The 24,957-nt window shown below is 70.9% G+C and carries 24 protein-coding genes and 1 pseudogene; 13 read left to right on the top strand and 12 right to left on the bottom strand.

Annotation, left to right across the window (positions count from 1 at the left end; translation table 11 throughout):
* Nucleotides 1-64: 64 nt before the first annotated feature.
* Both Aco03nite_RS32595 and Aco03nite_RS32600 read left to right on the top strand, forming a co-directional pair.
* On the top strand, nucleotides 65-2,785 hold the full coding sequence (locus Aco03nite_RS32595; protein WP_203801768.1) for an ATP-binding protein: 2,721 nt from the start codon (nucleotides 65-67) through the stop codon (nucleotides 2,783-2,785).
* 25 nt (nucleotides 2,786-2,810) lie between these two features.
* On the top strand, nucleotides 2,811-3,956 hold the full coding sequence (locus Aco03nite_RS32600; RefSeq protein WP_203801769.1) for a WD40 repeat domain-containing protein: 1,146 nt from the start codon (nucleotides 2,811-2,813) through the stop codon (nucleotides 3,954-3,956).
* Here Aco03nite_RS32600 and Aco03nite_RS32605 read toward each other — a convergent pair.
* Nucleotides 3,919-4,764 carry a helix-turn-helix transcriptional regulator gene (locus Aco03nite_RS32605; RefSeq protein ID WP_203801771.1) on the bottom strand — a complete coding sequence of 282 codons (846 nt, stop codon included), beginning with the start codon at nucleotides 4,762-4,764 and terminating at the stop codon, nucleotides 3,919-3,921. The two genes, Aco03nite_RS32600 and Aco03nite_RS32605, sit on opposite strands and share 38 nt — an antisense overlap.
* 148 nt (nucleotides 4,765-4,912) lie before the next feature.
* On the opposite strand from Aco03nite_RS32605, the gene Aco03nite_RS32610 reads away from it, so the two are divergent.
* Nucleotides 4,913-5,440 (top strand): YbhB/YbcL family Raf kinase inhibitor-like protein, encoded by a 528-nt coding sequence (locus tag Aco03nite_RS32610; RefSeq protein WP_203801773.1) that lies wholly within the window; start codon nucleotides 4,913-4,915, stop codon nucleotides 5,438-5,440.
* Here Aco03nite_RS32610 and Aco03nite_RS32615 read toward each other — a convergent pair.
* Nucleotides 5,437-6,051: a lysophospholipid acyltransferase family protein gene (locus Aco03nite_RS32615; protein WP_203801775.1), complete on the bottom strand. Its 615-nt coding sequence runs from the start codon at nucleotides 6,049-6,051 to the stop codon at nucleotides 5,437-5,439. The genes Aco03nite_RS32610 and Aco03nite_RS32615 overlap by 4 nt on opposite strands.
* Nucleotides 6,052-6,054: 3 nt before the next feature.
* The gene (locus Aco03nite_RS32620) at nucleotides 6,055-6,981 is read right to left on the bottom strand and encodes an Lrp/AsnC family transcriptional regulator (protein WP_203801778.1); all 927 of its coding nucleotides are present in this window, start codon (nucleotides 6,979-6,981) and stop codon (nucleotides 6,055-6,057) included.
* 232 nt (nucleotides 6,982-7,213) lie between these two features.
* Here Aco03nite_RS32620 and Aco03nite_RS32625 point away from each other — a divergent pair, with 232 nt between their 5' ends.
* From Aco03nite_RS32625 to Aco03nite_RS32645, 5 genes are read left to right on the top strand one after another with little or no spacing between them, the layout of a single operon-like run.
* Nucleotides 7,214-8,071: a transporter substrate-binding domain-containing protein gene (locus Aco03nite_RS32625; protein ID WP_239145648.1), complete on the top strand. Its 858-nt coding sequence runs from the start codon at nucleotides 7,214-7,216 to the stop codon at nucleotides 8,069-8,071.
* Between the two features lies 1 nt (nucleotide 8,072).
* Entirely contained in the window at nucleotides 8,073-8,813 is a 741-nt protein-coding gene (locus tag Aco03nite_RS32630; protein ID WP_203801782.1) for an amino acid ABC transporter permease, read from the top strand.
* Entirely contained in the window at nucleotides 8,810-9,577 is a 768-nt protein-coding gene (locus Aco03nite_RS32635; protein ID WP_275415926.1) for an amino acid ABC transporter ATP-binding protein, read from the top strand. The genes Aco03nite_RS32630 and Aco03nite_RS32635 overlap by 4 nt, the downstream gene beginning before the upstream one ends.
* A 26-nt stretch (nucleotides 9,578-9,603) precedes the next feature.
* On the top strand, nucleotides 9,604-11,178 hold the full coding sequence (locus Aco03nite_RS32640; protein ID WP_203801784.1) for a 5-guanidino-2-oxopentanoate decarboxylase: 1,575 nt from the start codon (nucleotides 9,604-9,606) through the stop codon (nucleotides 11,176-11,178).
* Nucleotides 11,179-11,198: 20 nt separating this feature from the next.
* Complete coding sequence (locus tag Aco03nite_RS32645) at nucleotides 11,199-12,122, top strand: NAD(P)-dependent oxidoreductase (protein WP_203801796.1); 924 nt, start codon at nucleotides 11,199-11,201, stop codon at nucleotides 12,120-12,122.
* Here Aco03nite_RS32645 and Aco03nite_RS32650 read toward each other — a convergent pair.
* Together Aco03nite_RS32650 and Aco03nite_RS32655 are read right to left on the bottom strand one after the other, a co-directional pair.
* On the bottom strand, nucleotides 12,094-12,783 hold the full coding sequence (locus Aco03nite_RS32650) for a carboxyvinyltransferase (protein WP_203801799.1): 690 nt from the start codon (nucleotides 12,781-12,783) through the stop codon (nucleotides 12,094-12,096). The genes Aco03nite_RS32645 and Aco03nite_RS32650 overlap by 29 nt on opposite strands.
* Nucleotides 12,780-13,655 carry an Lrp/AsnC family transcriptional regulator gene (locus Aco03nite_RS32655; RefSeq protein WP_203801802.1) on the bottom strand — a complete coding sequence of 292 codons (876 nt, stop codon included), beginning with the start codon at nucleotides 13,653-13,655 and terminating at the stop codon, nucleotides 12,780-12,782. Before Aco03nite_RS32655 ends, Aco03nite_RS32650 begins: the two co-directional genes overlap by 4 nt.
* Nucleotides 13,656-13,844: 189 nt before the next feature.
* Between Aco03nite_RS32655 and Aco03nite_RS32660 the strand changes: the two genes are divergently transcribed.
* The 4 genes and pseudogenes from Aco03nite_RS32660 to Aco03nite_RS32675 all read left to right on the top strand — a co-directional run.
* Nucleotides 13,845-14,663 carry a hypothetical protein gene (locus tag Aco03nite_RS32660; RefSeq protein ID WP_203801805.1) on the top strand — a complete coding sequence of 273 codons (819 nt, stop codon included), beginning with the start codon at nucleotides 13,845-13,847 and terminating at the stop codon, nucleotides 14,661-14,663.
* On the top strand, nucleotides 14,660-15,829 hold the full coding sequence (locus Aco03nite_RS32665) for an aromatic ring-hydroxylating oxygenase subunit alpha (RefSeq protein WP_203801808.1): 1,170 nt from the start codon (nucleotides 14,660-14,662) through the stop codon (nucleotides 15,827-15,829). Before Aco03nite_RS32660 ends, Aco03nite_RS32665 begins: the two co-directional genes overlap by 4 nt.
* Nucleotides 15,826-16,773, top strand: a complete 948-nt coding sequence (locus Aco03nite_RS32670; protein WP_203801811.1) for a PDR/VanB family oxidoreductase — start codon at nucleotides 15,826-15,828, stop codon at nucleotides 16,771-16,773. Before Aco03nite_RS32665 ends, Aco03nite_RS32670 begins: the two co-directional genes overlap by 4 nt.
* A 5-nt stretch (nucleotides 16,774-16,778) precedes the next feature.
* A pseudogene (locus tag Aco03nite_RS32675) lies at nucleotides 16,779-17,735 on the top strand (alcohol dehydrogenase catalytic domain-containing protein); the annotation flags it as partial.
* A gap of 29 nt (nucleotides 17,736-17,764) precedes the next feature.
* Here the strand turns inward: Aco03nite_RS32675 and Aco03nite_RS53330 are convergent.
* Nucleotides 17,765-18,886 (bottom strand): TIGR01777 family oxidoreductase, encoded by a 1,122-nt coding sequence (locus Aco03nite_RS53330; RefSeq protein ID WP_239145630.1) that lies wholly within the window; start codon nucleotides 18,884-18,886, stop codon nucleotides 17,765-17,767.
* 213 nt (nucleotides 18,887-19,099) lie between these two features.
* On the opposite strand from Aco03nite_RS53330, the gene Aco03nite_RS32680 reads away from it, so the two are divergent.
* Nucleotides 19,100-20,284, top strand: coding sequence for a hypothetical protein (locus tag Aco03nite_RS32680; RefSeq protein WP_203801816.1), 1,185 nt, complete (start codon nucleotides 19,100-19,102; stop codon nucleotides 20,282-20,284).
* Between the two features lie 176 nt (nucleotides 20,285-20,460).
* Here Aco03nite_RS32680 and Aco03nite_RS32685 read toward each other — a convergent pair whose 3' ends face one another.
* The 6 genes from Aco03nite_RS32685 to Aco03nite_RS32710 form a co-directional block, all read right to left on the bottom strand.
* Nucleotides 20,461-20,925, bottom strand: coding sequence for a hypothetical protein (locus Aco03nite_RS32685; protein ID WP_203801819.1), 465 nt, complete (start codon nucleotides 20,923-20,925; stop codon nucleotides 20,461-20,463).
* A 226-nt stretch (nucleotides 20,926-21,151) separates the two neighbouring features.
* The gene (locus Aco03nite_RS32690) at nucleotides 21,152-22,396 is read right to left on the bottom strand and encodes a styrene monooxygenase/indole monooxygenase family protein (RefSeq protein WP_203801822.1); all 1,245 of its coding nucleotides are present in this window, start codon (nucleotides 22,394-22,396) and stop codon (nucleotides 21,152-21,154) included.
* Between the two features lie 44 nt (nucleotides 22,397-22,440).
* Nucleotides 22,441-22,986, bottom strand: coding sequence for a GTP-binding protein (locus Aco03nite_RS32695; protein WP_203802045.1), 546 nt, complete (start codon nucleotides 22,984-22,986; stop codon nucleotides 22,441-22,443).
* Nucleotides 22,987-23,005: 19 nt separating this feature from the next.
* Nucleotides 23,006-23,314: a DUF742 domain-containing protein gene (locus tag Aco03nite_RS32700; RefSeq protein ID WP_203801825.1), complete on the bottom strand. Its 309-nt coding sequence runs from the start codon at nucleotides 23,312-23,314 to the stop codon at nucleotides 23,006-23,008.
* 56 nt (nucleotides 23,315-23,370) lie between these two features.
* A complete protein-coding gene (locus tag Aco03nite_RS32705; RefSeq protein ID WP_203801828.1) occupies nucleotides 23,371-23,832 on the bottom strand; it encodes a roadblock/LC7 domain-containing protein in 462 nt (153 codons plus the stop codon).
* Nucleotides 23,829-24,845 (bottom strand): sensor histidine kinase, encoded by a 1,017-nt coding sequence (locus tag Aco03nite_RS32710; RefSeq protein WP_203801831.1) that lies wholly within the window; start codon nucleotides 24,843-24,845, stop codon nucleotides 23,829-23,831. Before Aco03nite_RS32710 ends, Aco03nite_RS32705 begins: the two co-directional genes overlap by 4 nt.
* Between the last annotated feature and the right edge of the window lie 112 nt (nucleotides 24,846-24,957).

Raw genomic sequence — 24,957 nt, forward strand, 5'->3', positions numbered from 1 at the left:
CGGCAGGTCATCGGGGTTGTTCCGATCGTCCTGCACAGGACAACCGACGTGAACACGTGACGGCATGACCGGCCCGGGATCGGCGAAACGGGAGCTGCGGGACCGATTCGCCGAGTTGTACGAGGCCGCCGGGAAACCGCTGTACGCGACGGTCGCCCGGCACACCCGCTTCAACCTCGAGGAAGCCGGAACTCCGGCCGCGAACATCGACAAGCAGCGGATCTCCAGTTGGCTGTCCGCGGCGAACCCGATGACCCCGGACACCTTCGCCAAGCTGGAGGCGTTCGTCGCCGCCCTCGGTGAACTGGCCGGGAAACGGCGGGCCACCGTGCCGACCTGGAGCCAGCAGGACTGGCGGTCCTGCTGGGAGCGGGCCCGGCGACGGCAGCGGACCAGACCCGCCGAGCACCGGGCCGACGGGCCACGCGCCCGCTGGGCTCTGCCGCCGGACACGCTGGCCTTCACCGGGCGTACCGAGGAGATCGATCAGCTCGTCGCGTCCGCCACCGGCGGCGTGGTCTCGATCCACGCCGTCGACGGGATGCCCGGCGTGGGCAAGACCGCCCTGGCCGTGCACGCGGCGCACCGGTTCGCGGACCGGTTCCCCGGCGGCCGGATCTTCCTCGACCTGCACGCCCACACCCCCGGCCAGACCCCCACCGATCCGGCCGACGCCCTGGCCACCCTGCTGACCGCGGACGGGGTCGACCCGCGGTACGTCCCGGAGTCGCTGGACGGCCGGGCCGCGCTGTGGCGGGACCGGTCGGCGGCCAAACGGATCCTGCTGGTGATCGACAACGCGGCCAGCAGCGAGCAGATCAACCCGCTGCTGCCCGGCAACCCGGAGTGCGCGGTGCTGGTCACCAGCCGCCGCCGGCTCGGTGACCTGCCCGGCCGGACCAGGCACGTCACACTGGGTCTGCTGCCGCCGCGACAGGCCCGGGCGATGTTCCTGAGCCAGGCGCCGCGGGCCGCCACCGAGCCGGTCGAAGAGGTCGACGAGGTGGTCGCGCTGGCCGGGCGGCTGCCGCTGGCGATCTCCCTGCTGGCGAAGGTCTACACCGCGCACCGGGTGTGGACGCTCGCCGACCTGCGCACCGAGATCCGGGCCCGGCTGCTGACCCTGACCGCCGAGCACGCCACCGTGGCGGCCGCGTTCGACGTCTCGTACGACACGCTGCCCACCGACCGGCAGGAGTTCCTGCTGCACCTGGCGTTGCACCCGGGCACCGACGTCGACCCGTTCGCGGCGGCCGTGCTGACCGGCCGTGATCTCGACGAGGCGGTGGCGCAGCTGGACGCCCTGCACCGGGAGAACCTGCTGATCGAGGTCGGTTACCGCCGGTACGGGGTGCACGACCTGATCCGCAGCTACGTCGAGACACGGTCCGGTGATCTGCCGGAACGGACCCGGCAGGACGCGCTGAACCGGCTGCTCGACTTCTACCAGCACACCTCCGGGATCGTCAGCCGCCACCTGCTGCCGTACATCCAGTCGTCGCCTGCCGACATCACCCCGGACTGGGCCGGGCCCGAGCTGACCAGCAGCACGTCCGCGCTGGCCTGGGCCCGGACCGAACGCGCCAACCTGCTGGCCGCCCTGGCCGGGGCGCGCACCGGGGATCCGGCCCGGTTCATCGGGTTCGCCGCCAGCCTGGCCGGTCTGCTCCGGATGGACGGCCCGTGGACCGAGACGCTGGCGACATACGAGGCGGCCGCCGCCGCGGCGCAATCCCGGGACGATCGGTGGGCGTACGCGTACGCCCTGCTCTGTCTCGGTGACACCAACCGCCTGCGCAGCGACTACGACAGTGCCGACGCGAACCTCGCGCAGGCTCTTGATCTCTACCGGGATCTGGGCTCGCGCCTCGGTGAGGGCAACACCCTGCTGCAGCTCGGCATGGTGCGGTACTGCGTCGGCGACCACCCGGCCGCGGTGACGCTGCTGGAACAGGCCCTGGAACGGTACGTGGAGCTGGGCGACCGGCGCGGTGAGGCCAACGCGCTGATGAACCTGGGCGTGGTGCGCTACATGGGTTCCGACCTGTCCGGCGCGGTCGATCTGCTGAACCGGTCGCTGGGCCCGTCGCGTGAGCTGAACGACCTGCCGACCACGTCGTCGGTGCTGATGGTGCTGGGGTACGTGTACCGGATCCGCGGCGAGTACGCGGCTGCCGAAGCGGCGCTGACCGAGGGGCTGGCGCAGAGCCGGGAACTCGGCGACCGGTGGCGGGAGTCGAACACGCTGAGCTACCTGGGTGACGTCCTGCACCGCATCGGGGACCGGGCCGGGGCGGCCGAGGCGCTGGCCCTCTCGGTCGAGCGCAGCCGGGAGGTCGGCAGCCGGCTCGGCCTCGCCACCGGGCTGGTCTTCCTCGGCACGCTGCTCCGGGAGAACGGCGATCCCACCACCGCGATCACCACCCTGACCGAGGCCATCGAGCTGGTCCGTGAGCTGGGCATCCGCGGCGGCGAGGTGGAGGCGCTGAACGCTCTGGGCGCGGCGTACCGGGATCTCGGTGACCTGGAGTCGGCCGCCGATCATCACCAGCGGGCCCTGGCTCTGGCCCAGGAGATCGACAGCACCGTCGACGAGGCGCACTCGTACGCCGGGATGGGCCGGACCGAGCTGGCGGCGAACCGGCGGCACCTGGCGGTGGAGCATCTGCGGACCGCGCTGGCCCTGCTCACCAAGGTCGGCGCGGGGGAGGCCACCGAGGTCGCCGAGGAACTCGGCCGGATCGAGACCCTGCCGGATGAACCGGGCGATCGGCGGCAAAAGTGACGAATGCTGTCGTTAACGTGCGGTTATGGCTACCAAGAGAAGACTGGCTCTGATCTGGCTCACCGCCGCTCTGATCGCGCCGCAACCCGCGTTCGCCGCGATGCCGGAACCGGACGACGTCCGGCCCCGCGCCGTCGTGCCCGGGGAGAACGGGCGCATCGCGGTACGCCCGGACGGCAAGGTGTTCGCCACCGTGACCGCCGGGACGGTACGGCAGTGGAGCTCGGTGACCGGCGAATCGGCCGAGCCCGCGATCACCGGGATCACCGGAACGGTCCACGCCCTGGAGTACAACTCGGACGGGAAACTGCTGGCCGTCGCCGGTGAGAGCGGGGTGTCGCTGTGGGAGTCCGACTCCGGGAAACGGTCCGGGACGCCGCTGGTCGGCCACGTCGGCGGGGTGCGCTCGGTGGTTTTCAGCGCCAACGGACTGTGGATGGCCACCGCCGGTGACGACGGGACGGCGCGGGTGTGGGACTCGTCCACCGGGCGGGCGGCGTACACCCTGACCGGGCACACCGGCGGCGTCCGCTCGGTGGTCTTCAGCCGGGACGGGAAACGCCTGGTCACCGCCGGTGTCGACAACACGGTGCGGCTGTGGGATCCGGCCACCGGCCGGGCCGTCGGTGACCCGCTGACGGTGAACCCCGGCCCGGTCTACGCGACGAGTTTCAGCCCCGACGGGCGGCTGCTGGCCGCGTCCGGCGGCAGCAACGTGGTGCGGTTCTGGAACCCGGCCACCGGCGAACCGGCCGGCGAGCCGATCGTCACCAACTCCGGCCCGGTGTACGCCCTCACGTTCAGCATCGGCAAGAAGCTCCTGGCCACCTCGTCCGGCGGGAACCACTCCGTCCAGCTGTGGAACACCAGGACCCGGGAGCCGGCCGCCGCGACCCTGGCCGGTCACACCGGGCCGGTGCGCGCCATGCGGTTCGGCCGGGTCGGGAACCTGCTGGTCACCGGCAGCGACGACGGCACCGTCCGGCTGTGGGACACCGCGACCGGACGGCTGGAGGGCGACCCGTTGACCGGGCACGACGGCAAGGTCTGGGCGCTGCGGATCCTGCCCGGTGGAAAACGCCTGCTCACCGCCGCCGCCGACGGCAAGGTCCGGCTGTGGCGGACCGCCGACGTCACCGCACCGCGCGCAGCCCGGTCGCCGGGAAGATGAGGGACCGCAACGCCGTCTCGGCGGCCGCGTCCGCCGGGGTGACCACCGAGAGCCGCTGACCGGAACCGTCCTGGACGGCCAGCACGTCGTAGCGCACGGTCATCACCCCGGCGGTCGGATGCAGGATGCGCTTGGTGCCGCTGACCCGCTCCTGCACGGTCTGGTCGTCCCACCAGGCCGCGAACTCGGCACTGCGCAGGCGCAGGTCGGCGACCAGGGCGAGGAGCCTGGGGTCGTCCGGGTGCTTGATCAGATTGGCCCGCAGGTTGCCGACGTGCTCACGGGCGATCCTGCTCCAGTCCAGCTGGAAGTCACGGACGCCGGCATCGAGGAAGAGCGGGGCCGCCGTGTTCGTCCCGGCGGCGAAACCCGGGCCGAACAGGGCCGTCGCCGCCGCGTTGTGGGCGAGCACGTCGAACCGGAAATCCACGATCCAGGCCGGGGTGGCCGTCATGCTGTGCAGCAGCACCCGCAACGACTCGCTCGCCGGCGCCGGCACGTGCCGTGCGGGCGGGGCCTCACCCCGGGCGATCAGGTGCAGATGGTGCCGCTCCGCCTCGGACAGCCGCAGGGCCTGCGCCACCGCGTCCAGCACGGCGGTGCCGGGGACACCGACCCGGCCCTGCTCCAACCGGATGTACCAGTCGATGCTGACCGCCGCGAGCTGCGCGACCTCCTGCCGCCGCAGGCCCGGGGTGCGGCGGCGGCCCAGCTCCGGCAGGCCGGCGTCGGCCGGGCGCAGACGCGCTCGTTTCGCCCGCAGGAACGCCGACAGCTCGGGCCGGTTCGTGACTCGGGGCGCTGACACCAGCCCAGTCTGCTCCCCGGCGGAGCCGGTCGTCGACCGGGCAAGGTAGCACTCCGGATACCAGCATCCCGAGGATCTCCCTGGCCGTCGTCACCTGCCGCAGGCTTCTCGGTGTCAGCAGGACACCACCGGAACGGAGCACCATCCCATGACCGTCGCCAACGACCCGTTCGCCCGCCTTCCCCGGGTGCCGGACTTCCAGGTCACCAGCACCGTCGTCACCGACGGCGCGCCGCTCGCCCTGGCGCAGATGTCCGGCGCCTTCGGGATCCCCGGCGGGCAGGACGTCTCGCCCGACCTGACCTGGTCCGGGTTCCCCGAGGGCACCCGGAGCTTCGCGGTGACCATGTACGACCCGGACGCGCCGACGATGTCCGGCTTCTGGCACTGGGTGGTCGCCGACATCCCGGCCGGCGTGACCACGCTGGCCGCCGGCGCCGAACTGCCGGCCGGCGCGTTCGCGCTGCGCAACGACGCGGGCCAGGCCGGGTTCGCCGGTGCGGCCCCGCCCGCCGGGCACGGCGCGCACCGCTACTTCATCACCGTGCACGCCCTCGACGTGGCGACCATCGGGGTGCCCGCCGAGGGCACCCCGGCCTACCTCGGTTTCACCATGGCCGGGCACATCCTCGCCCGCGCGACCATCGTGGCGACCGCGGAGATCCCGCAGGACTAACGCGCCACCGGGGCCACGGCCCGGAGCTCGGCGGTCAGCCGGTTGGACAACTGGATCGCCGACTCCGCCGGGGCCGGCGGCGTGGGCTCGAAGAACGTGACCTTCAGGCGCGGGCGGCGCGGGAAGCGGACGATGTCCACCACCCCGGAGACCGCCGCGCAGACGACGCGGGCCTGCGGCACGGCGTGGGCGAGACGCCCGGCGCCGCTGCGGGCCCGCAACTGCCGGCCCTGGGACCGGGTGCCCTCCGGGAAGATGCCCAGGCAGCCGCCCTGCTCGAGGCACTGGATCGCGGAGTCCAGCGCGCCGGTGTCGCCCTCGCCGCGCCGGACCGGGATCTGGCCCATGCCGTCGAGCACCCGGCGGAGCACCGGGTTCTTCCAGAGCGACGCCTTGGCGAGGGCCCGGATGTGCCGGCGCTTGCGGGCGGCGACGGCGATCACCACCGGATCCCACGCGCTGTCGTGGTTGGCCACCACGATCGTCGCGCCGTGCGCCGGCAGCAGCTCCAGGCCGGTCACTTCGAGGCGGCCCCACCAGCGGACGATCGGTTCCGCCGCGGCCATGACCGCTCGATAGGCCGCCGGGATCCGGCCGGTGTCGTGTTCCATGACTCATTCTCCAACAGGCGCGCGAGTGTTGCCGAGGGGCAGACGGTACGTCTCACGGACGAAGTCCAGGTGCACCCAGGTGCAGATGCCGGTGACGTCGGGGGAGGATCGCACCTGCTCGGCGACCCGTTGCAGGGCCGGCAGCGAGTTGCCGGAGACGGTGCCGATCATGTCGTAGTTCCCGATCGTGGTGGCCAGGAACTCCACCCCGGGAATCTCCAGGATGGTGGCCACCAGATCATCCGAGTAGCCCCGCACGTGCAGGCCCAGGCCCATCGCCATGTTCCTGGTCCGGGCGCCCCGGCGGGTGATCGTCGAGATCCGCATGACCTCCCGCTCCAGCAGCGCCAGGGTGCGGGTACGGGCGGTGGACTCGGAGACGCCGACCGCCTCGGCCAGCTCCCGGAACGGCATCCGGCCGTCGTCCTGCAGCCGGTGCACGATCGCCACGTCGACCTCGTCCAGCCGCATCTGCGCCGGGCGGGCGGCGACCGCGAACGGGCTGCGCAGCACGTCCACGTAGACCAGCGTGCACACCTCGCTGACCGCGTTCGACAGGCGGATCTCCTCCACCGCGTCGAAGAGTTCCCGCTGGTCCCGGGCCCGCAGTTCGACGACGATGTGGTACTCGCCGCTCACCAGCGAGACCAGGGTGACATTGTCGGCCGCCAGCAGGTGCTCGACCACACCCTGGGTGGAACCGTCCACTTTGATGGACAGGTGGCAGCCGACGTCCAGGTCCAGCACGGCCGGGTGGGCCATCGCGACGATCGCGACGTCGCCGCTCTCGCGCAGCTCCCGCAGCCGGGCCCGGACCACCGAGCGGGGCACCCCCAGTTCGGCGGCCAGATCGACGATCGGGGCGCGGCCGTCCCGGCGCAGCAGCGCCACCAGCCGTTCGTTGAGTTCTTCGTGCGGTGAGCCGGTCATCCGGGACGCTCCAGGACTGCACGGGAAAAGATTCTTCGGATCATCGACGATCCGAATCCTTCGCTGATCCGCCGTACGGACGATCAAATGATCGTACAGACGGGTCAGTCCTCGACCGAATCCGTGACGAGGACCGGATATCGCAATGATTCGGAACGCGGGCGAAACAAACGCTACCTAGCGTCACCGGCCACCCCCTCCCGGCGACAAGGAGCGACCTCCGGTGAAGCGCATGATCATCGCCACGGCCACCGCGGCCACGCTGCTCGGCCTCTCGGCCTGTAGTTCCGGTTCCTCCTCCGATTCCCCCGGCGGCTCGGAAGCCGCCGCCGCGGTCAAGGCCCAGGCCACCGCGCCGGAAGGGCTGGTCAAGGCCGGCACCCTGACGGTCTGCATCGACCCCGAGTACGCACCCCTGGAGTACTACGAGAACGGCACCTCCGGCGAGATCATCGGCTTCGACGCCGACGCCGCCCGCGCACTGGCCGGTTACTGGGGGCTCGAGTTCGCCACCCAGGTCACCACGTTCGAGGGCCTGCAGCCGGGGCTCACCTCCAAGCGCTGCGACATCATCCCCGGTGGCCTCTACATGAGCGAGGAGCGCACCGCCGTCCTGGACGGGGTGGCGTACATGCAGACCGGCCCGGCGCTGATCGTCGGCACCGCGGTGCAGACCGACCCGGCCGCCGAGAAGGACCTGTGCGGGCTCACCCTGGTCGGCCAGAACGCCTCGGAGAACCTGACCGAGGCCAAGCGGATCGCCGCCGACTGCGAGAAGGCCGGCACCAAGACCCCGGTGCAGCAGTACCCGAAGACCTCCGACACGGTTCTCGCGGTGATGAACGGCAAGGCCGGCGCCCTGATCGAGACCGACGTCGCCGCCGTCGACATCGTCAAGAAGAGCTCCGGCAAGCTGCGCCTGATCAACGGCTTCTTCCCGCCGAGCACCAAGTTCGGGATGTTCGCCAACAAGGACGCCGCCATCACGGCGCCGCTGGGTGAGGCTCTGAAGGCGCTGCACGCCGACGGCACCCTCGGCAAGATCGCCGAGAACTACGGCCTGAGCACCGACTCGTTGAACGTCTACTGACGTGGAATTCGACTCGACGATCTTCTTCGATCAACTGCTTTCCGAGGCGTACGTCCGGGGAGCCCTGCTCTCGCTCGGTCTGGCCGTCGCCAGCCAGGCCGGGGCCGTGGTGATCGGTTTCGGCCTGGCCCTGGGCAAGTCCTCGAAGTTCGCCGCGGTCCGCTCGGTCTGCACCGGCTACATCTGGTTCTTCCGGGCGATCCCGGCGCTGCTGCTGCTCCTGCTGATGTGGAACGGCCTGCCGCAGCTGTCGCCGGTCTTCCAGCGGGAGTGGTACTCGCCGTTCCTGGCCGCGTTCATCGGCCTGGCCCTGGCCGAGGGCGCGTTCATGGCGGAGATCATCCGCTCGGCACTGATGAGAGTGGACGACGGCCAGCAACTCGCGGCCCGGGCGCTCGGCATGACCCGTACCCAGGTGCTGTTCAAGGTGGTCCTGCCGCAGGCGACCCGGGTGGCCCTGCCGCCGACCGGCAACGAGTTCATCGGCATGGTCAAGTACACCTCGCTGGCCAGCGTGATCTCGCTGCAGGAGCTGCTCACCACGGCACAGATGGGTGTCGCGGTCACCTTCCGGTACGCCGAGTACTACGCCGCCGCCACCGTCTACTACCTGGTGATCGTCTCGGTGCTGATGCTGCTGCAGAACCGGATCGAACGCCGCTTCACCTGGACGTCCACCCCCACCAAGCGGCGGTTCCCCGCGCTGTCCCGTCCGCAGACGCCTGAGAAGGTCCCGGCATGAAGACCCCGCCGCTGCTCGAGGTGCAGAACCTGCACAAGTCCTACAACAACGTCGAGGTGCTGGGCGGGGTCGACTTCACCGTCCAGCGCGGTCAGGTGAAGGCGCTGCTCGGCCCGTCCGGCAGCGGCAAGTCCACCATCCTGCGGATGATCAGCCTGCTGGAGCCCTGCGACTCGGGCACCATCCTGCTCGACGGCGAGCAGATCGGCGTGATCGGTGGCCGGGTCGACGTGCGGCCGGCCCCGGAGCGGATCCTGGCCCGCCAGCGTACGGCGATCGGCATGGTCTTCCAGAAGTTCAACCTCTTCCCGCATCTGGACGCCACCCGCAACGTGATGTCCGGCCTGACCACCGTGCTCAAGGTGCCCAAGAAGGAAGCACGTGAGCAGGCCCTGGAGATGCTCGACCGGGTCGGGCTGGCGGCCCGGGCACACGCCTACCCGTCGGAGCTGTCCGGCGGTCAGCAGCAGCGGGTGGCCATCGCCCGCGCCCTGGTGATGAAACCCAAGCTGATGCTCTTCGACGAGCCGACCTCGGCCCTGGACCCGGAGCTGGTCCGCGAGGTGCTCGACGTGATGGAGAAGCTGGCCTCGGACGGGATGACCATGGTCGTGGTCACCCACGAGATGCGCTTCGCCCGCAGCGTGGCCTCCGAGGTCGCCCTCTTCGACTCCGGCCAGATCGTCGAACAGGCCCCGCCGGACCGCTTCTTCGACGCACCCGAGCACGAGCGCACCCGCCGCTTCCTCGCCCACATGCACTGATCATTCTCGGTAAGGAGATCCACCCGATGAGAGCCGGTCACGCCCTGGCCCTGCTGCTGCGCGAGTACGGCGTCGACACCGTGTTCGGCATCCCCGGAGTGCACACCATCGAGTTCTACCGGGGATTCGCCGAGGCCGGCATCGCCACCCGTCCGGCGCGGCACGAACAGGGCGCCGGGTTCATGGCCGACGCCTACGCCCGGCAGACCGGGAAACCCGGTGTCTGCGCGCTGGTCACCGGCCCGGGGGTGCTCAACGCCCTGACCCCGCTGGCGCAGGCCTGGCACGACTCGATCCCGCTGCTGTACGTCACCGCCACCACCCGCTCCGACCTGCTCGGCCGGGAACGCGGGCCGCTGCACGACATCCGGGACCAGGTGGCCGCGGTCGCCGGGGTCACCGAACACTCGTGGCTGGCCCGGACCGCCGAGGAGCTGCCGGAACTGATCGACCGGGCGTGGACCGCGATGACCACCGGACGCCCGCGCCCGGCACACATCGCCGTCCCCATCGACGTCCTGACCACCGAGGTCGACGGGCCGTTCACCCGGATCGACCGCGCGCCCGCCGCGATCATCGAGCCCGATGACGAGTCGCTCCGCGCAGCCGTCCACCTCCTGGAGCAGGCGACCGCGCCCGCGATCATCGCCGGTGGTGGGGCCCGTGGTGCCGCCGCTGACGTGCGCGCGCTGGCCGAACTGCTCGGCGCTCCCGTCGTCACCACCGGCAACGCCTCCGGGCTGCTGGCACCCGGCCATCCGCTGGCCGTCGGCACGCTGCTGCCGTTCCGGGGCGCGCGGGACCTGCTGCGTGAGGCGGACGTCGTGCTGGCCGTGGGCACCGAGTTCTCCGAGACCGACGTGCTCTACACCGGGCAGGACGTCGAGATCGGCGGGGCGCTGATCCGGCTCGACATCGACACGGCGAACCTGCAGGCGCCGATGCCCGCGAAGGTCGCCCTGCACGGGGACGCGCGGTCGGTCCTCGTACAGCTGCGGGGGTTGATCGGCCGGGAACCGGCTGCGGACGGCGGTGACCGGGCCTCGGCAGCGCGGGCCGATATCGCCTGGACCGATCAGTCGCGCGGGCATCTGCCCTGGCTGGACGCGGTGTCCGCGGCTCTGCCGGAGAACACCGCGGTGGTACTGGACTCCACCCAGCTCGCTTACACCGCCCACCACTACCTGTCGCCGGCCGAGCCGACCGCCTGGACCGCCACCTACGGGCTGGGCACACTCGGCGCGGCGCTGCCGATGGCGGTCGGCGCGGCCATCGCCGAACCGGAGCGGCCGGTGCTGGCGATCGCCGGTGACGGCGGCAGCCTGTTCACCCTCACCGAGCTGGCCACCGCCGTCGACCTGGGCCGGCAGCTGACCCTGCTGATCTGGGACAACCAGGGTTACGGGGAGATCCGCGACTCGTTCGACAGGGCGTCCGCCACTCGGGTCGACACCGAGGTCACCGCTGCCGACCACGCCCTGATCGCGCAAGGATTCGGGGCTCGTGGTGTCCGGGTCGGGTCGCCCGCGGAACTGCGGACGGCCCTCGGCGAGGCGCTGCGGTCCGATGTGGTCACCGTCGTCGTCGCGGCCGGCTTCTGATGGGCACCGATCGTCCATTGGTGCTCCTCACCGACGTGTCCGATATTGATCCGCAGCCCGCCATCGACCTCCTCGAACGCAACGGCTTCGACGTCGAAGTGCTGAAACTCGACGTCGACCCGGTCGTGCCGGAGCGGGCGCGCCGGGCGGTCGCCGCCGTCGGTGGGTACGCGCATCTCGGTACGGACTTCTTTGCCGCTGTGCCCGATCTCGAATTCGTGGCGTTGACCTCGGCCGGGGCCGACATGGTCGACACCTCGGCCGCCGAAAAGCACGGGGTGGAGATCCGGCCGCTGTACGGGGCGGCTACCGAAGAAGTGGCGGTGCACGCTCTCGCCCTGGTCCTGGCCGTGGAACGTGGGATTCGGGTCACCGAGCAGGTGGCGGCGGGGTCGTGGTCGGAGGCGTTCACGCACCTGCCGCGCCGACTCTCCACCTGCACGCTGGGGGTGCTCGGGCTGGGACGGATCGGGGCCGAGTTCGCCCGGGTCGCCCGGCCGTTGTTCGGGCGGGTCGTCGGTTACGACCCCTATGTCCCGGCACCGGATGGGGTCGAGGCCGTCGGGCTCGACCAGTTGCTGGCCGCGAGCGACGTGCTGTCGGTGCACATGCCGCTGTCCGGGGAGACCCGGGGCATGCTCGGGTCCGCCGAGTTGGCGCGACTGCCGCACGGGGCCAGCCTGATCAACGTGTCCCGGGCTGAGATCGTCGACCAGGGGGCGCTGCTGGCGGCTTTGGACGACGGGCGACTGCGTGGGGCCGGGCTGGACGTGCTGATCGGGGAGCCGCCCGCGCTCGACGATCCACTGCGTGATCATTCCCGGACAGTCGTGACGCCGCACGTGGGCTACCTGTCAAAGGGCTCCCTGCGGGTGTACGAGGAGAAACCAGCCGCCACGATCGTCGAATGGTGGCTCACACGTAGTAAGGAACAGTCCCGGTAGTAGTGCCGGGAAGGATGTTCTCGTCGGCGGTCATCGCCTGCCGCCAGGCCTTCCGGAACGGTCGCAGGCCCGGCGCGTCCGGGTCGATGCCGGTGATCCGGATCCCCGGCACCACCAGCCCGAGAACCGCGCCGAGAGCAGCGAGGCCCGGGTCGCCGTGCGCCGGCCATTCGCCGGGGCGTAGCGACCCGGGCTCGATCTCGATCACATCGGGTCGCGCGACAGCCCGGCTGCCCAGTGCGGACAAAGCGGACAAGGTTTCCTTGGCTCGTGGGGCCTGCGATATCCCGGCGAGCCGTGAGGGGCCATCCGCGAGCGCGGCCAGGACGAGGGCGATTCCGGCCAGGCTCGGAGCGGCGCTCAGGTCGTAGGTGATGCCCTCCAGGTGGCCGGACGTGGCGCGGCTGGTGCAGGTCAGGCCCTCGGCGGAGCGGACGACATAGGCGCCGAAGGTGGCCAGGAGATCCCGCAGCACCGGAGCGGCCGGGTCGTCAGCGAGGGCGTCCCAGTTGCGCAGCACGACGGTGCCGGTGGTGACCGCGGCCCCGGCCAGGAACACCGCGGCGTCCTCGACGGTGGGCGCCACCACGACGGGGCCGGCGACCACATCGAGACGGGCACGCATCGGGATCATCGCTTCAGGTGCCGGCCAGGTGGTCATGCGTAGGTCTCCTTCACCACGTCGAGGTGGGTCCAGCTCTGCAGGGAACGGACACCCGGAACGGCCCGCAACCGGGTCAGCGCCCGCGAGGCGTCACTCGGCGACGCGCAGGTCAGCGTGCCGACGAAGTCGGCGGACCCGGTGGTCAGGGCGAGATAGGACATGCCCGGCAGATCGCGCAGCGCCGCGAGCGTCTCCTCCCGGGCGGCCGGAGCGCTGAGCCGGTAACCGACCTGGACCGTGCCGGGCCCCGGCTGCCGCCGCACCCCGATCCGCAGCGCCCCGGTCTTGATCAGCCGCAGCACCCGGCTCCGGGTGGACGCGGTGGTCAGGCCGACCTGCTCCCCCATCGCCGCGAACGAGCGCCGCCCGTCCGCCTGCAACTCGGTGACCAGGGCCCGGTCGATGTCGTCGAGCGGATGGGCCACCTCGGGCCGGGGCAGGTCGAGGCTGGCGTCGCGCACTATGTCCAGGTACTCGTCGAGGTCGACGTCGGCGACCCCGGGCAGGGCGGCCACCGCGGCGACGACGGCCGCGAGGGTTTTCCGGTCGGCGACCCGGACCTCGGCGGAGAGGGTGTGCGCGCCGGCGACGTGCGACACGAACGGCACCTCGGGCCGGGCGCACAGGGTCGCGAGCACGTGGTCGAGCGGCCCGTCGACACGCAACCGCAGGTGGGCGCAGGTGGCCAGGCCCAGCACCTCGGGGTGGACGACGGCCCGCACGGCGACACCGTCGTCGTCCAGCGCGGCCATCGCCTTGCGGACGGCGGCGCTGCTGTGCCCCAGGGAGCGGGACAGCGCCTCCACCGACATGCGGCCGTCGGAGGCGAGCGCGAGCGCCACCGCCTCTTTGACCTCGTCCACCGTCACTTCTGCCCCTTCGTCGAGAGTCTGCTGAGGATCATCCCACGCCCGCCCTGTTTTGAGGAAGACATTTGTTTGTTAAAAACAACCACAGACGCAACTTCTGCTTGCTAAATATCGCTGAACTGCCGTAGAAGTGTTGGCATGAGCTTGACGGGCCACACTTCTTTACGATTCGTCCAGTCCCTATGGGCGATGGAGGACCTTCCGTGGCGTGGTGACCGTTTCTGGACACTGGAGGAGCAGCTCGGCCAACTGGTCGAGGCGGGTTACCACGGTTACGCCGTCGACCTCGGCGCCTCGAAAGCCCCGACCGCCACTGACCTGACCGCCGCAGCCGCCGGCACCGGGTTGACCGCGACGGTGATGGCGTTCGTCCCGGACGAGAAGACGCTCGGCGACGCGCTGCGCTACGCCGCCACGATCGGCGCCGCTGACCTGGTGCTCTGCGCCCAGCACCACACGCTCGACCTGGACGAGGCCGTCGCTCTCACCACGCGCTGGCACGGCATCGCCGCCGCCGAGGGGGTCCGGCTGGAGCTGGAGACTCACCGCAACACGATGACCAACGACATGCGCTTCACCGCGGCGCTCGCCGAGCGGCTGCCCGGGCAGATCGAGCTGGCCATCGACCTGTCGCACTACGTGGTCGGCGCCGAGATCCCGTCCACCCCGACCGCCGAGATCGAGGGGCAGGTCGCGGCGCTGCTGCGGCGCGGCGGATCGGTGCAGGGCCGGGTGGCGTCCCGCTGCCAGGTCCAGTTGCCGCTGCACCACGGTTCGAGTGAGCCGTGGATCGCCCTGGCCCGGCGCTGGTGGCGGGACGCGTTCACGCAGATCCTGCGCCGCCGGCCCGGCACCGACGTGGTCTTCCTGACCGAGCTCGGCACCGCACCGTACGCGATGACCGATGCCGCCGGAGTCCAGGTCAGCGACCGCTGGGACGAGGCGCGGCTGCTGCGCGAGTGGGCCGCCGAAGAGTTCACCCAAGCCTTGAAGGAGAGCGCCCGATGACCACCTACTCGACCACCAGCAGCGGCAACACGATCGTCGACGGCCCGCTGTCGGAACAGACGTACGGCCGCTCGATCCTTCCGGCGGCTGCCTACACCGACCCGCAGGAGTTCGCCCGCGAGCAGCGGATGATCTTCAGTGCCGAGTGGGTCTGGGCCGGTTACACCCACTGGGTCGGCAACGAGGGCGACGTGCATCCGGTCGAGGTAGCAGGCAAACCGCTGCTGATCGTGCGGGACGGCGAGGGCAACGTCAACGTCTTCCACAACTCGTGCCGGCACCGCGGCATGGTGGTCACCCAGGAACCGATCGAGGTCACCCAGCGCATCCAGTGCGCGTACCACTGCTGGTCGTACAACCTGGACGGTTCCCTGGCCGCCGCGCCCTACTTCAACCGGGAGCGCCGGGGCGCGCCGTCGCCGGAGGCCCGGCGGAAGCTGGGGCTGCTGCCGGTGCCGAGCGCGGTCTGGGCCGGCATGGTGTTCGTCAACCTCAGCGACGCGCCGACCCCGTTCGAGGACGTCATCAAGCCGCTGGCCGAGCGCTGGTCGCACATCGACTTCGACCGGCTGCACCTGGCCCGGGAGCGCAAGTTCGACCTGGCGGTGAACTGGAAGCTCGCGGTGGAGAACTTCCTCGACTTCTACCACCTGCCGTTTGTGCACCCGCAGGTCGGACCGGTTGCCGCCTCCCTGGACGTGGACGACGTGGTGATCGACAGCGACGTCATCGTCGGTGGCTGCTACCCGCGCGGCGCCGAGGGCAAGGCCAAGAAGTCCGAGGACGCGCTGCCGTTCATCGGGGACGTGCCGGCCGGCAAGGTGGCGTCCCAGGACATCTTCTGCGTCTTCCCCAACGCGCTGGTCTTCCTGGAGGCCGACTGGTTCCAGGTGATCGCGCTGTCCCCGGCGGCCGCCGACCGGACCGTCGAGCACATGGCCGTCTTCGTCGACGAGAGCGCTGCCGACCCCCGGTTCGCGGAGTCGGTCAGCAGCCTCTGCGACGTGCTCTTCCACGTCAACGAGCAGGACATTCCGTTCCTGTACAAGCTGCAGGCCGGGCGGGCCTCGGACGGCGCGAACCACACCACACTGCTGCCGTCCTGGGACCAGATCACCGCGATGTTCCAGACCGCGGTCGCCGCCCGGATGGGCTACTCGAAGTGAACCGGTACGACGGGGTGGTGATCTCGCACGAGCGGATCACCGGGGACGTCGCGCTGGTACGCGTACAGGCGCCGGATCTGCCTGGTTGGCAACCCGGTGACCACGCTGACCTGGAGCTGGAGAGCGGCCTGGTCCGGCAGTATTCGCTCTGCGGAACCCCGGACGAGACCGGGATCTGGACGTTCGCGGTCCTGTTGCGCCCGGACGGCACCGGCGGTTCCCGGCACGTCCACGACAAGCTCACCGTCGGTGACCGGGTCCGGGTGGCCGGGCCGAAGGCGATGTTCCCCCTCGAAGAGGCCGAGCACCATCTGCTGGTGGCCGGCGGCATCGGCGTGACCCCGATCCTGACGATGGCCGAGCGCCTGGCCGCTCAGGGCAGACCCTTTTCCCTGGTGTACGTGGGACGAGGTCGCGAGCGCATGCCGTTCCTCGACCGGGTGGCCGCCCTGGGCGACGCCGCAGTGATCGTCGACCGTGCACAGTCGACCGACTTCACCCTGAAGACCGTTCTGGATCAGGCCCCGGCGGGTGCCCTGGTCTACGCCTGCGGCCCACCCCGGATGATCGACGAACTGGGTGAACTGGTCACCGGCGGACGCCTCCGGACCGAGTCCTTCGCATCCGCCTCGTCGTCGCCGGTGGCGGACACCGCGGGCGGGGCGTTCGAGGTCCAGTTCGGTTTCGACGGCCCGGTGCGCCAGGTGCCGGCCGACACCCCGATGCTCGACGTGCTGCTCAAGGCCGGTGCCGACATCATGTGGTCGTGCCGGGAGGGCAACTGCGCCAGCTGCGAGACCCCACTGCTGGAGGGCGAGGCCGACCACCGCGACGACATCCTCACCCCCGACGAGAAGGCCGCCCAGAACTGCGTCTTCCCGTGCGTCTCCCGAGCTGTCAGCGGGCGCCTGGTGCTCGACCTGCCCGCCCCCTCGGAAGGCTGAGCGTCATGCCGGTCAGATCAAGAGCATTGACCTTCGACGATCGTACGGGTGAGAAGCCCCGGGTCGTCGACGTTCTCGTCGCGGAACCCGGCCCGGGACAGATCCGGGTCCGGATGACCGCCGCCGGCATCTGCCACTCGGACTTGCACACCGTCAACGGCGACTGGCCGATGGGCCGCCGCCTGGTGCTGGGTCACGAGGGTGCGGGCGTCGTCGACCGGGTCGGCCCGGGTGTCGACGGGCTCGCCGCCGGGGACACGGTCGCCCTCAACTGGTACGTGGCCTGCGAGTCCTGCCCGCCCTGCCGCCAGGAGAAACCCTGGCTGTGCACCGGTTCCCCGGCCCTGGAGAACCAGCTGCCCGACGGCACCACCGCGACCCGCGACCCGGCCGCGGACGATCCTGAGGTCTGGCCGTTCCTCGGCGTGGGCGCCTTCGCCGAGTACGCCGTGGTCCCGGCGACCGCGGCCGTGCGACTGCCGTCCGAGGTTCCGCCGCGGGTGGCCGCGCTGATCGGCTGCTCGGTGACCACCGGCTACGGCGCGGTGAACCTGACGGTACCGGTGCGGAGCGGCGACGCGGTGGTGGTGACCGGCTGCGGTGGTGTCGGCCAGTCGATCATCGTGGCCGCCGCCGACGCCGGAGCCGATCCGATCATCGCCGTCGACCGGTCCGCGGCCCGGTTGGAGGCCGCCCTCTCCCTGGGCGCCACCCACGCGATCCTGGCCGACGGCAGCGAGGTCGAGCAGGCCCTGGCTGTCTGCCCGGACGGCGTGGCGTACGCCTTCGACGCCATCGGTGTCCCCGACGTGGCGGCCCGCGCACCCCGTTTCCTGCGGGCCGGTGGCACCGCCGTCCTGGTCGGGATGCCCGCGATCGCCGCCACCGCGCCGATCGACACCTGGGACGTCGTCACCCGCGGCCTGACCGTGGTGGGCTGCAACTACGGCTCGGCGGTGCCGGCCCGGGACTTCCCGCTGATCGCCGAGGCCTACCTGGCCGGCCGGCTCCCGCTGGACCGGCTGGTGGGGGACTCGGTCGACCTGGACGGCGCCGCCGCCGCGATCGGCGCACTGGGCGCCGCGGTCGGCGGCCGCACGATCGTGGTCTTCCCGGACAGGGCCGGTGCCGCCCCGGACCAGCGCGGGTAGTCGAAGACAAAACCGGCGTCGAGGAGCCGGCCGGGAACGACCCGCCGGCTCTTCAGCAGCAGCTCGGTGTCCGACCGCAGGGCGAACGCGCCGATCTCGGCCATCACCCTGGTGGCGGGCAGTCCGAACGGCATCCGCCAGGCCGACCGCAGCTCGCGCATGAACTCCCGCTGCGGCAACGGCTCCGGTGCGGCCAGGTTCACCGCGCCGGTGATCTCCTCGTGCTCGATCAGGAAGCGGACCGCCCGGACGAAGTCGTGTTCGTGGATCCACGAGACGTACTGCCGGCCACCCGCCACCGGCCCGCCCAGCCCGCACCGGACGAGACCGCTGAGCACGTCGAAGATGCCGCCCCGGTCCGGGCTCATCACCATCGCCGCCCGTAGCGCGACCTTGCGGGTGTGCGGGGTGGCGGCCTTCTCCTGCTCGGCCTCCCAGTTCCGCGCGATCCGGATGCTGTACTCCCAGTAGCCGGGCACGCCGGGCTCGTCGCCGCCGATCACTCCGGTCAGCTCGTCGTTGGGAGCGTCGAAGCGGTGCGCGTAGATCGTCACGGTGCTCATCTGCAGCCAGACCCGCGGCGGTCGCTCCGCGGCGGCGATGGCCGCACCGACCACCCGGGCCGAATCCACCCGGGAGTTCATCATGGCCGCCAGGTTCGCCTCGGTGTACCGGCAACTGACACTGTGCCCGGCCAGGTTGATCACGACGTCACTGCCGTCGATCTCGGCCGCCCAGTCCGCCTCGACCGGGCCGGCCTCGACCGGGCCGGCCTCGCCCGTCGCGCTGGCCGGCCCCCGCCGCTCGCGCCGCCCGTCGCCGAGGGTGGACCCGTCCCAGTAGACCTGCCGGGGTCCGCGCGGGGTCCGGGTCAGCACCACGACCTCGTGCCCGTCAGCGGTCAGCGCCCGCTCCAGCATCGTTCCCACCTGCCCGGACCCACCCGGTATGACGATCTTCATCGTGCCCTCCCCGCCGTGTTGAGCAGTCGCTCAAATGAAGGGTAGAGCCTTTTGAGCAATCGCTCAAGATGATCCGCGCGACGGGCGGCCGCGTAGATCGGGACAGAGGTCGCGCTGAAAAGATTTTTTGCCGGGGTGAACCTATTTGGGAGCGCTCCCGTATTGCTGGTCGCAGGTAACTGGTGAAGGCATACGGGAAGGCACAGGGGCACCATGAACAGGTCCCGTTTCAACAAGTCTCGCTCGAACACGCGCCGCTGGCAGGTCGGTGCCGTCGGTGGCGTCGCGGTCGCCCTTGTCGGCGTCGGGCTCGGCGTGGCGTCGGCGGCGGAGGCCGTGCCGACGGTCAACTGCCCGACGGTGCGGATCAACGTGGCGGTGCCGGCTCAGGCGCAGGCCGAGGTGCAGAGCAACCTCCAGCTGCTGAACACGCAGATCAACGAGGCCAACACCCGGATCAAGAACACGGTCGGCCAGGGTGGCCCCGCCTTCATCCAGAACGCCATCCTCGGCCCGCTGGCGGACAAGCGGTTCGCGACCATCAACCGGATGGAGACCGCGATCGGCCGCAACGCCGCCAAGCCGGACCTGAACGCCGAGGGTCTCAAGACCTGTTCGCTGAACCAGAACGGTGGCGCCTCCGCGGCGCAGCCGACGGCCGTGGCCACCGGCTCCGCGAACGCGGGCAACAACGCGGGCGGCAACAACAACGCGGGCGGCAACGCCGGTAACGCCGCCAACAACGGTGTCGGCGTGATCAGCTGCCCGGTGGTCAACGTGAACGTGTCGGTGCCGGACTCGGCCGCCGACGAGGTGCGCCGCAACCTGGAACTGCTCAACACCCAGATCGCCGAGTCCAACACCCGGCTGAAGAACAGCGTCGGCCAGGGTGGCGCCGCGTTCGTGCAGAACGCGATCCTCGGCCCGCTGGCCAGCAAGCGGTTCGCGACGATCAACCGGATCGAGACCGCGATCGGCCGCCGCTCCACCAAGCCGAACCTGAACGCCGAGGGTCTGCAGACCTGCAAGGTGATCACCAGCGGTTCCGCGCAGGCGCAGAGCACCCAGGTCAAGGTCCTGACCGCCGCTGAGGTCGCCGCTTCGGCCGGCAAGATCAGCTGCCCGGCGGTGAACGTCAACGTGGCGATCCCGGCGCAGGCCGCCGCCGAGGTGACGCGCAACCTGGACCTGCTGAACACCCAGATCGCCGAGTCGCAGAAGCGCCTGGAGACCTCGGTCGGCCAGGGTGGCGCCGCGTTCGTGCAGAACGCCATCCTCGGCCCGCTGGCCAGCAAGCGGTTCGCGACGATCAACCGGATCGAGACCGCGATCGGCCGCAACGCCGCCAAGCCGAACCTGAACGCCGAGGGCCTGCAGACCTGCACGGTCGTCAAGTAACGCGGGTCACCACCCGGCAAGACAAACCGGATCTCCGGGCGCCCCGCACTGGCGGGGCACCCGGAGATCTGTCGTTCTCCGCCGGTCGACGACAGACCGAAGCGGGTCGGCGCCGGCCGAAGCGGACCGGTGGCGGTCGAAGCGGACCGGCGCCGGCCGGAGCGGGTCGGCGCCGGTCAGCGGCGGCCGAGGCCGCCCAGCTGCGACACACTGTTCGCCGCGGTGGCGGTGCCGCCGCCGTTGGTGTTGCCGTTGCCGAACTGCGTGTTGCCCACGTTGTTCAGGATGATCTGGTTGATCACCGAGATGTTCGAGATGTTGACGATCGAGTTGCTCGACTGGCTGTTGGAGGTCGACCGGCCGGGCCGGTTGTCCTGGCCCCGGGACGGCTGCCGGTGGTCGTTGCGGTCCCACGAGTTCCCGCGGTCCCACGAGTTGCCGCGGTCGTTGCGGTCCCACGAGTTGCCGCGGCCACGGTCGTGGCGGTCCCAGGAGTTCCCGCGGTCCCGGTCGTCGTAGGACTGGCCGCAGCAGGGGCGGCCGTGGTCGTTCGGGGAGGCGGCAGCGGCGGGGCCGGCGAGGGCCAGACCGGCTCCGGCAGCGAGCATCAGACCGGCGGTGTAAACGGAGACTCGACGCATGGTGATGCTCCTTAAGGGTGAAAAGTCGCGATATAGGCCGTTGCTTGGTAAACGACGCTCAGCGCGGGAGGACGTAAATTTCGCGCTCAAAATGACGGTTTTCTCGTAACTTGCGAAATGTCGCCTTTAGGGTGATCACCACGATTCCCGGACGTTATACCGGTGGGCTGGAGACGGCGAAGGGGGCGGGCCACAGTGGCCCGCCCCCTTCGTACCAGCGAAAGAATCAGTTGACCTCGGCCAGATAGGCGCTGGCTTTCTCCGGATCCACGAACCAGTTGAGGAAGTCGTTCGGGTCCACGAATCCAGCCGCGAACCGGCGGGCGATCCGCTCGTTCTGCGAGGCGGCGCCGAGGATCTGCTGCACGTGCGGGGGCAGCGGCTGCAGCATCGCGTTGGTCCAGCCGGTGACCGCCTGGCCGTGCGCGGTCCAGAAGCCCTCGAACGTGCCGGTCATCCACTGCTCGTCGAACGGCTGGTCACCATGGGCCAGGATCGCCTTCAGGTAGTGGTCCGCCGCCTTGGCCGCGGTGTTGCTGCCCTGACCGGTGATCGGGTCGTTGGCGATCACCACGTCGGCGAGCCCGAGCACCTTGCCGCCACCGGGCAGGTGCGCGACCGGCTGCCGGACGGTCGGCGTGTACCGGCCGTGCAGAGTGGACTTCGCGTCGGTGAGCCGCACGTTCGCCGCCCGCTCGTAGACCCACGGCAGGTTCTCCCGGATCAGGCCCAGAGTGAGCGCCAGGTGCTGCTCGGGCGCCATCCGGCCGCTGTGCCCGGCCCACCGGTCCAGCGGGCCACCCGGGACGGCCTCCCAGAACAGGATGTCGCACGGCCCGGTGTGGGTCAGGCCGGGGATCACGAACAGTTCACCGAGGCCCGGTACGGCGTGGAAGCCGACGTGCGGGACCGGCCACTGCGGGTCCGGCTCCAGACCGTGCACGTAGGCGACGGCCAGTCCACGCTGCGGCTCGGTGTACGGCGACCGGCTCGGATCCCGGTCGAACATCGCCACCAGATCACCCTTGCCGGCCGCGACGATCGTCAGGTCGTACCGCCCGAGCTGGGTCAGCGCGTCCAGATCCTGCGTGGTGACCGCGTTGTAGATGACGTCGACGCCCCGCTCCTCGGCCTCCTGCAGCCAGCGGGCCATCTTGATCCGCTGGTCGGTGGACTGGCCGGGCCTGTCCAGCGGTGCGGTGATCTGCAGGGCGAGCTGTCCGGGCGGGGCGGAGAGCGCGACCCGCAGCCCGTTGATCGGCGGGGCCTCGTTCTCCCAGAAGTTCAGGCCGTACGCGCGTTCGGTCTCCAGCGACAGGTCGAACATCGCCTGGGTCGAGGTGACCCAGCCGTTGCGGATCTCGTCGGGGGTGCGCGCCGACATCAGGGTGACCTCGTAGCCCTCGGCCCGCAGGCTGAGGGCGAGCTGGAGACCGGCCTGACCGGCCCCCACGATGAGAATGTTGCGCACGGCTTGTGCCTCCTGTGTGCCGGGGCCGGTTCACGACCGGCCCCTTATCCGACGGCCTGTTTCGCCGCGTGATCTACGACGGTGAGCAGGGCCTGCGCTACGTTGCGGGCGCTGCGGATGTCCGCGGCGATCAGCGGGACGTGCGGCGGAAGGGTCAGCGCCTCCCGCACTTCGGAGAGCTCGTGGGTGGCCACGCCGTGGAACAGATTGACGCAGACGATCCACGGTACGTCCGCGTCGTTCTCGAAGTAGTTGACGGCGGCGAACGAATTCTCCAGATGGTTGGTGTCGACCAGCACCAGGGCGCCGACCGCGCCCCGGACCAGGTCGTCCCACATCGGCCAGAACCGGGGCTGACCCGGTGTGCCGAACAGATAGAGCACCAGCGCCTCGTCGATGGTGACCCGGCCGAAGTCCATCGCCACCGTGGTGGTCACCTTGTCGATGCCCGGATCGAGCCTGTCGATCTGCGCGGCGGCCGCGGTCATCCAGGACTCGGTGCGGATCGCCGGGATCTCCGAGATCGCCTCGACCGCGGTGGTCTTCCCGACGCCGAAGCCACCCGCGATGACGATCTTCGCCGAGGTCATCGACTCGGTGGCGACGGCGTCAGGTGAGTCGGACCAGGCCTGCACGGAGTCTCTCCAGGAGCGCTAGATCTTGCGAGGGTCGGGCGTCGTGCACCACCAGCTGACCGATCTTGAGCAGGTCACCGATCAGCACCCGGGTCAGACCGAGCGGCAGCCCACAGCTCGCCGACAGCTCGGCCACCGAGCACATCCGGCGGGCCTGCTCGTACAGCGTCCGGGACGCCGGGGCCAGACTCGCGGCGAGCAGCGGGTCGTACCGGTTGCCGGTGGACACCAGGGTGTGGATCAGCAGCGGATTGCGGCTGCTGGTCCGCCCGCGAGCGGTCATGTAGGGGCGCACCTTCCAGTGCAGCCCCGGCCTTCGGGCCATGAGGGGGACTCCGATCAGCGTGCCGGTGCGGGAAGGGTGTTCTGATGCAGCGCGTTCCGGGTCTCCGGGGTCAGCGCGTGCCCCACGGACTGGCTGAACGTGGTCATCGCGTACCCGAGATGTCCGATCTGGGTCTGCGGTTTCGCCGACACCAGCAGCGCCGCGACGAACTCGCCGGACGGGTCCTCGATCCGCAGGAACGCCAGGTGCCCGTGCGGGTAGCGGATGCTCAGGTTCTCCGGGGCGCCGAGCCGGAGCAGGCCGCCGAGCTGACCGGTGATCCCGAGGAACCCGGCGGCCAGCGCCGCCACACTCTCCGCGTGCTCCCGGCTCAGGTGGCCGGACGAGGCGAGCTGCAGCCCGTCGGCGGAGACCAGCACCACCGCGGTGATCGTCGGTACCTCGCGGACGAGTTGGCCGATCAGCCAGGAGACGTCCGGCTGGCCGCCGTCGGCGGTGGATCGGTAGTCGGTCATAACGGTCCTTCGGTCTGCCTGGGGAGCACGATGCTGGTCGGGGTCACAGCGCCGGCTCCGTTTCGGTCGGCGGTCCTGGCGCGGTCGGCGGTCTTTGCGCGGGCGGCGTCGACACCGGCGTTGAAGTCGGCGGCGTCGTCGTGCCAGGCGGTGTCGTGGTGGATCCCGTCGACGGCCGGCGGCGGGGGCGGGTCGGCGCCGCGGACGCTGGCCGGCACCCGGCGGGGCATCGACGGTTTCACCGCCGGCAGCGCCATGGTCACGTCGTTGCCCGCGAGCGGCCGGACGTCGTGGCTGATCGGAGCGGTCTCCGAGGCGAACGGCCGGGGCGCCTCACCGAGCAGGCCCGCGCCGATCAGCAGCATCGCGACCGTGCCCCGGGGCTGCCGCGGCACCAGCCGGACCCGCAGCCCCGGATGCCGGTGGGTGAGCACGGCCGCCACCGACAGGCCCAGGTGCGCGGGCCGCAACTCGTCCGGCGCCGGACCGGGCTCCGCCAGCAGCTTCTCGATCCACGGCATGTGCGCCGGGTTCAGGCCGATGCCGTTGTCCTCGACCCGGATCACCACGTCGCCCTCGCCGGTCAGGTGCGCGGAGATGGTGACCGGCTCGGTCGGCGGGGAGTAGCGGTCGGCGTTGTCGATCAGCTCGGTCAGGATGCGGATCACGTCGTCAGCGGCGGACGCGGCCACCGCGAAGTCGGCGATCGACCCGAAGTGCAGGCGCTCGTAGTGCTCGACGGCGGCGCCGGCCGCGTGCGCGATGTCGTGCAGCGAGGTGATCTGCTGATCCGGGTCGTCCAGCGGCTCGCCGGTGAGGACCCGCAGGTTCTCGGCGAGGCGGCGGACCCGGGTGACCGAGTGGTCGATGCGGAACAGGATTTTGCGCCGTTCGGTGTCCTGCTCCCGGAATTCGGCTTCCCCGATGTGGTGGACGGCCTCCCACGTAAGAGTGAGCAGCCGGAGGGCGAACTCGCCGGCGACGGGACGCCAGGGATCCGGTTTCTCCGCCACCTCTCGCACCGGGGGAGCCGCCGGCGCCGGCGGGTCCACCACCACCGGCTGGGATTGATGCTTGCGGCGCCACCAGTGAGTCCAGCGGCCCGCCCCAGGCATCTATTTCTCC

This window comes from Actinoplanes couchii, assembly GCF_016862075.1.
Classification (GTDB): Bacteria; Actinomycetota; Actinomycetes; order Mycobacteriales; family Micromonosporaceae; genus Actinoplanes; species Actinoplanes couchii.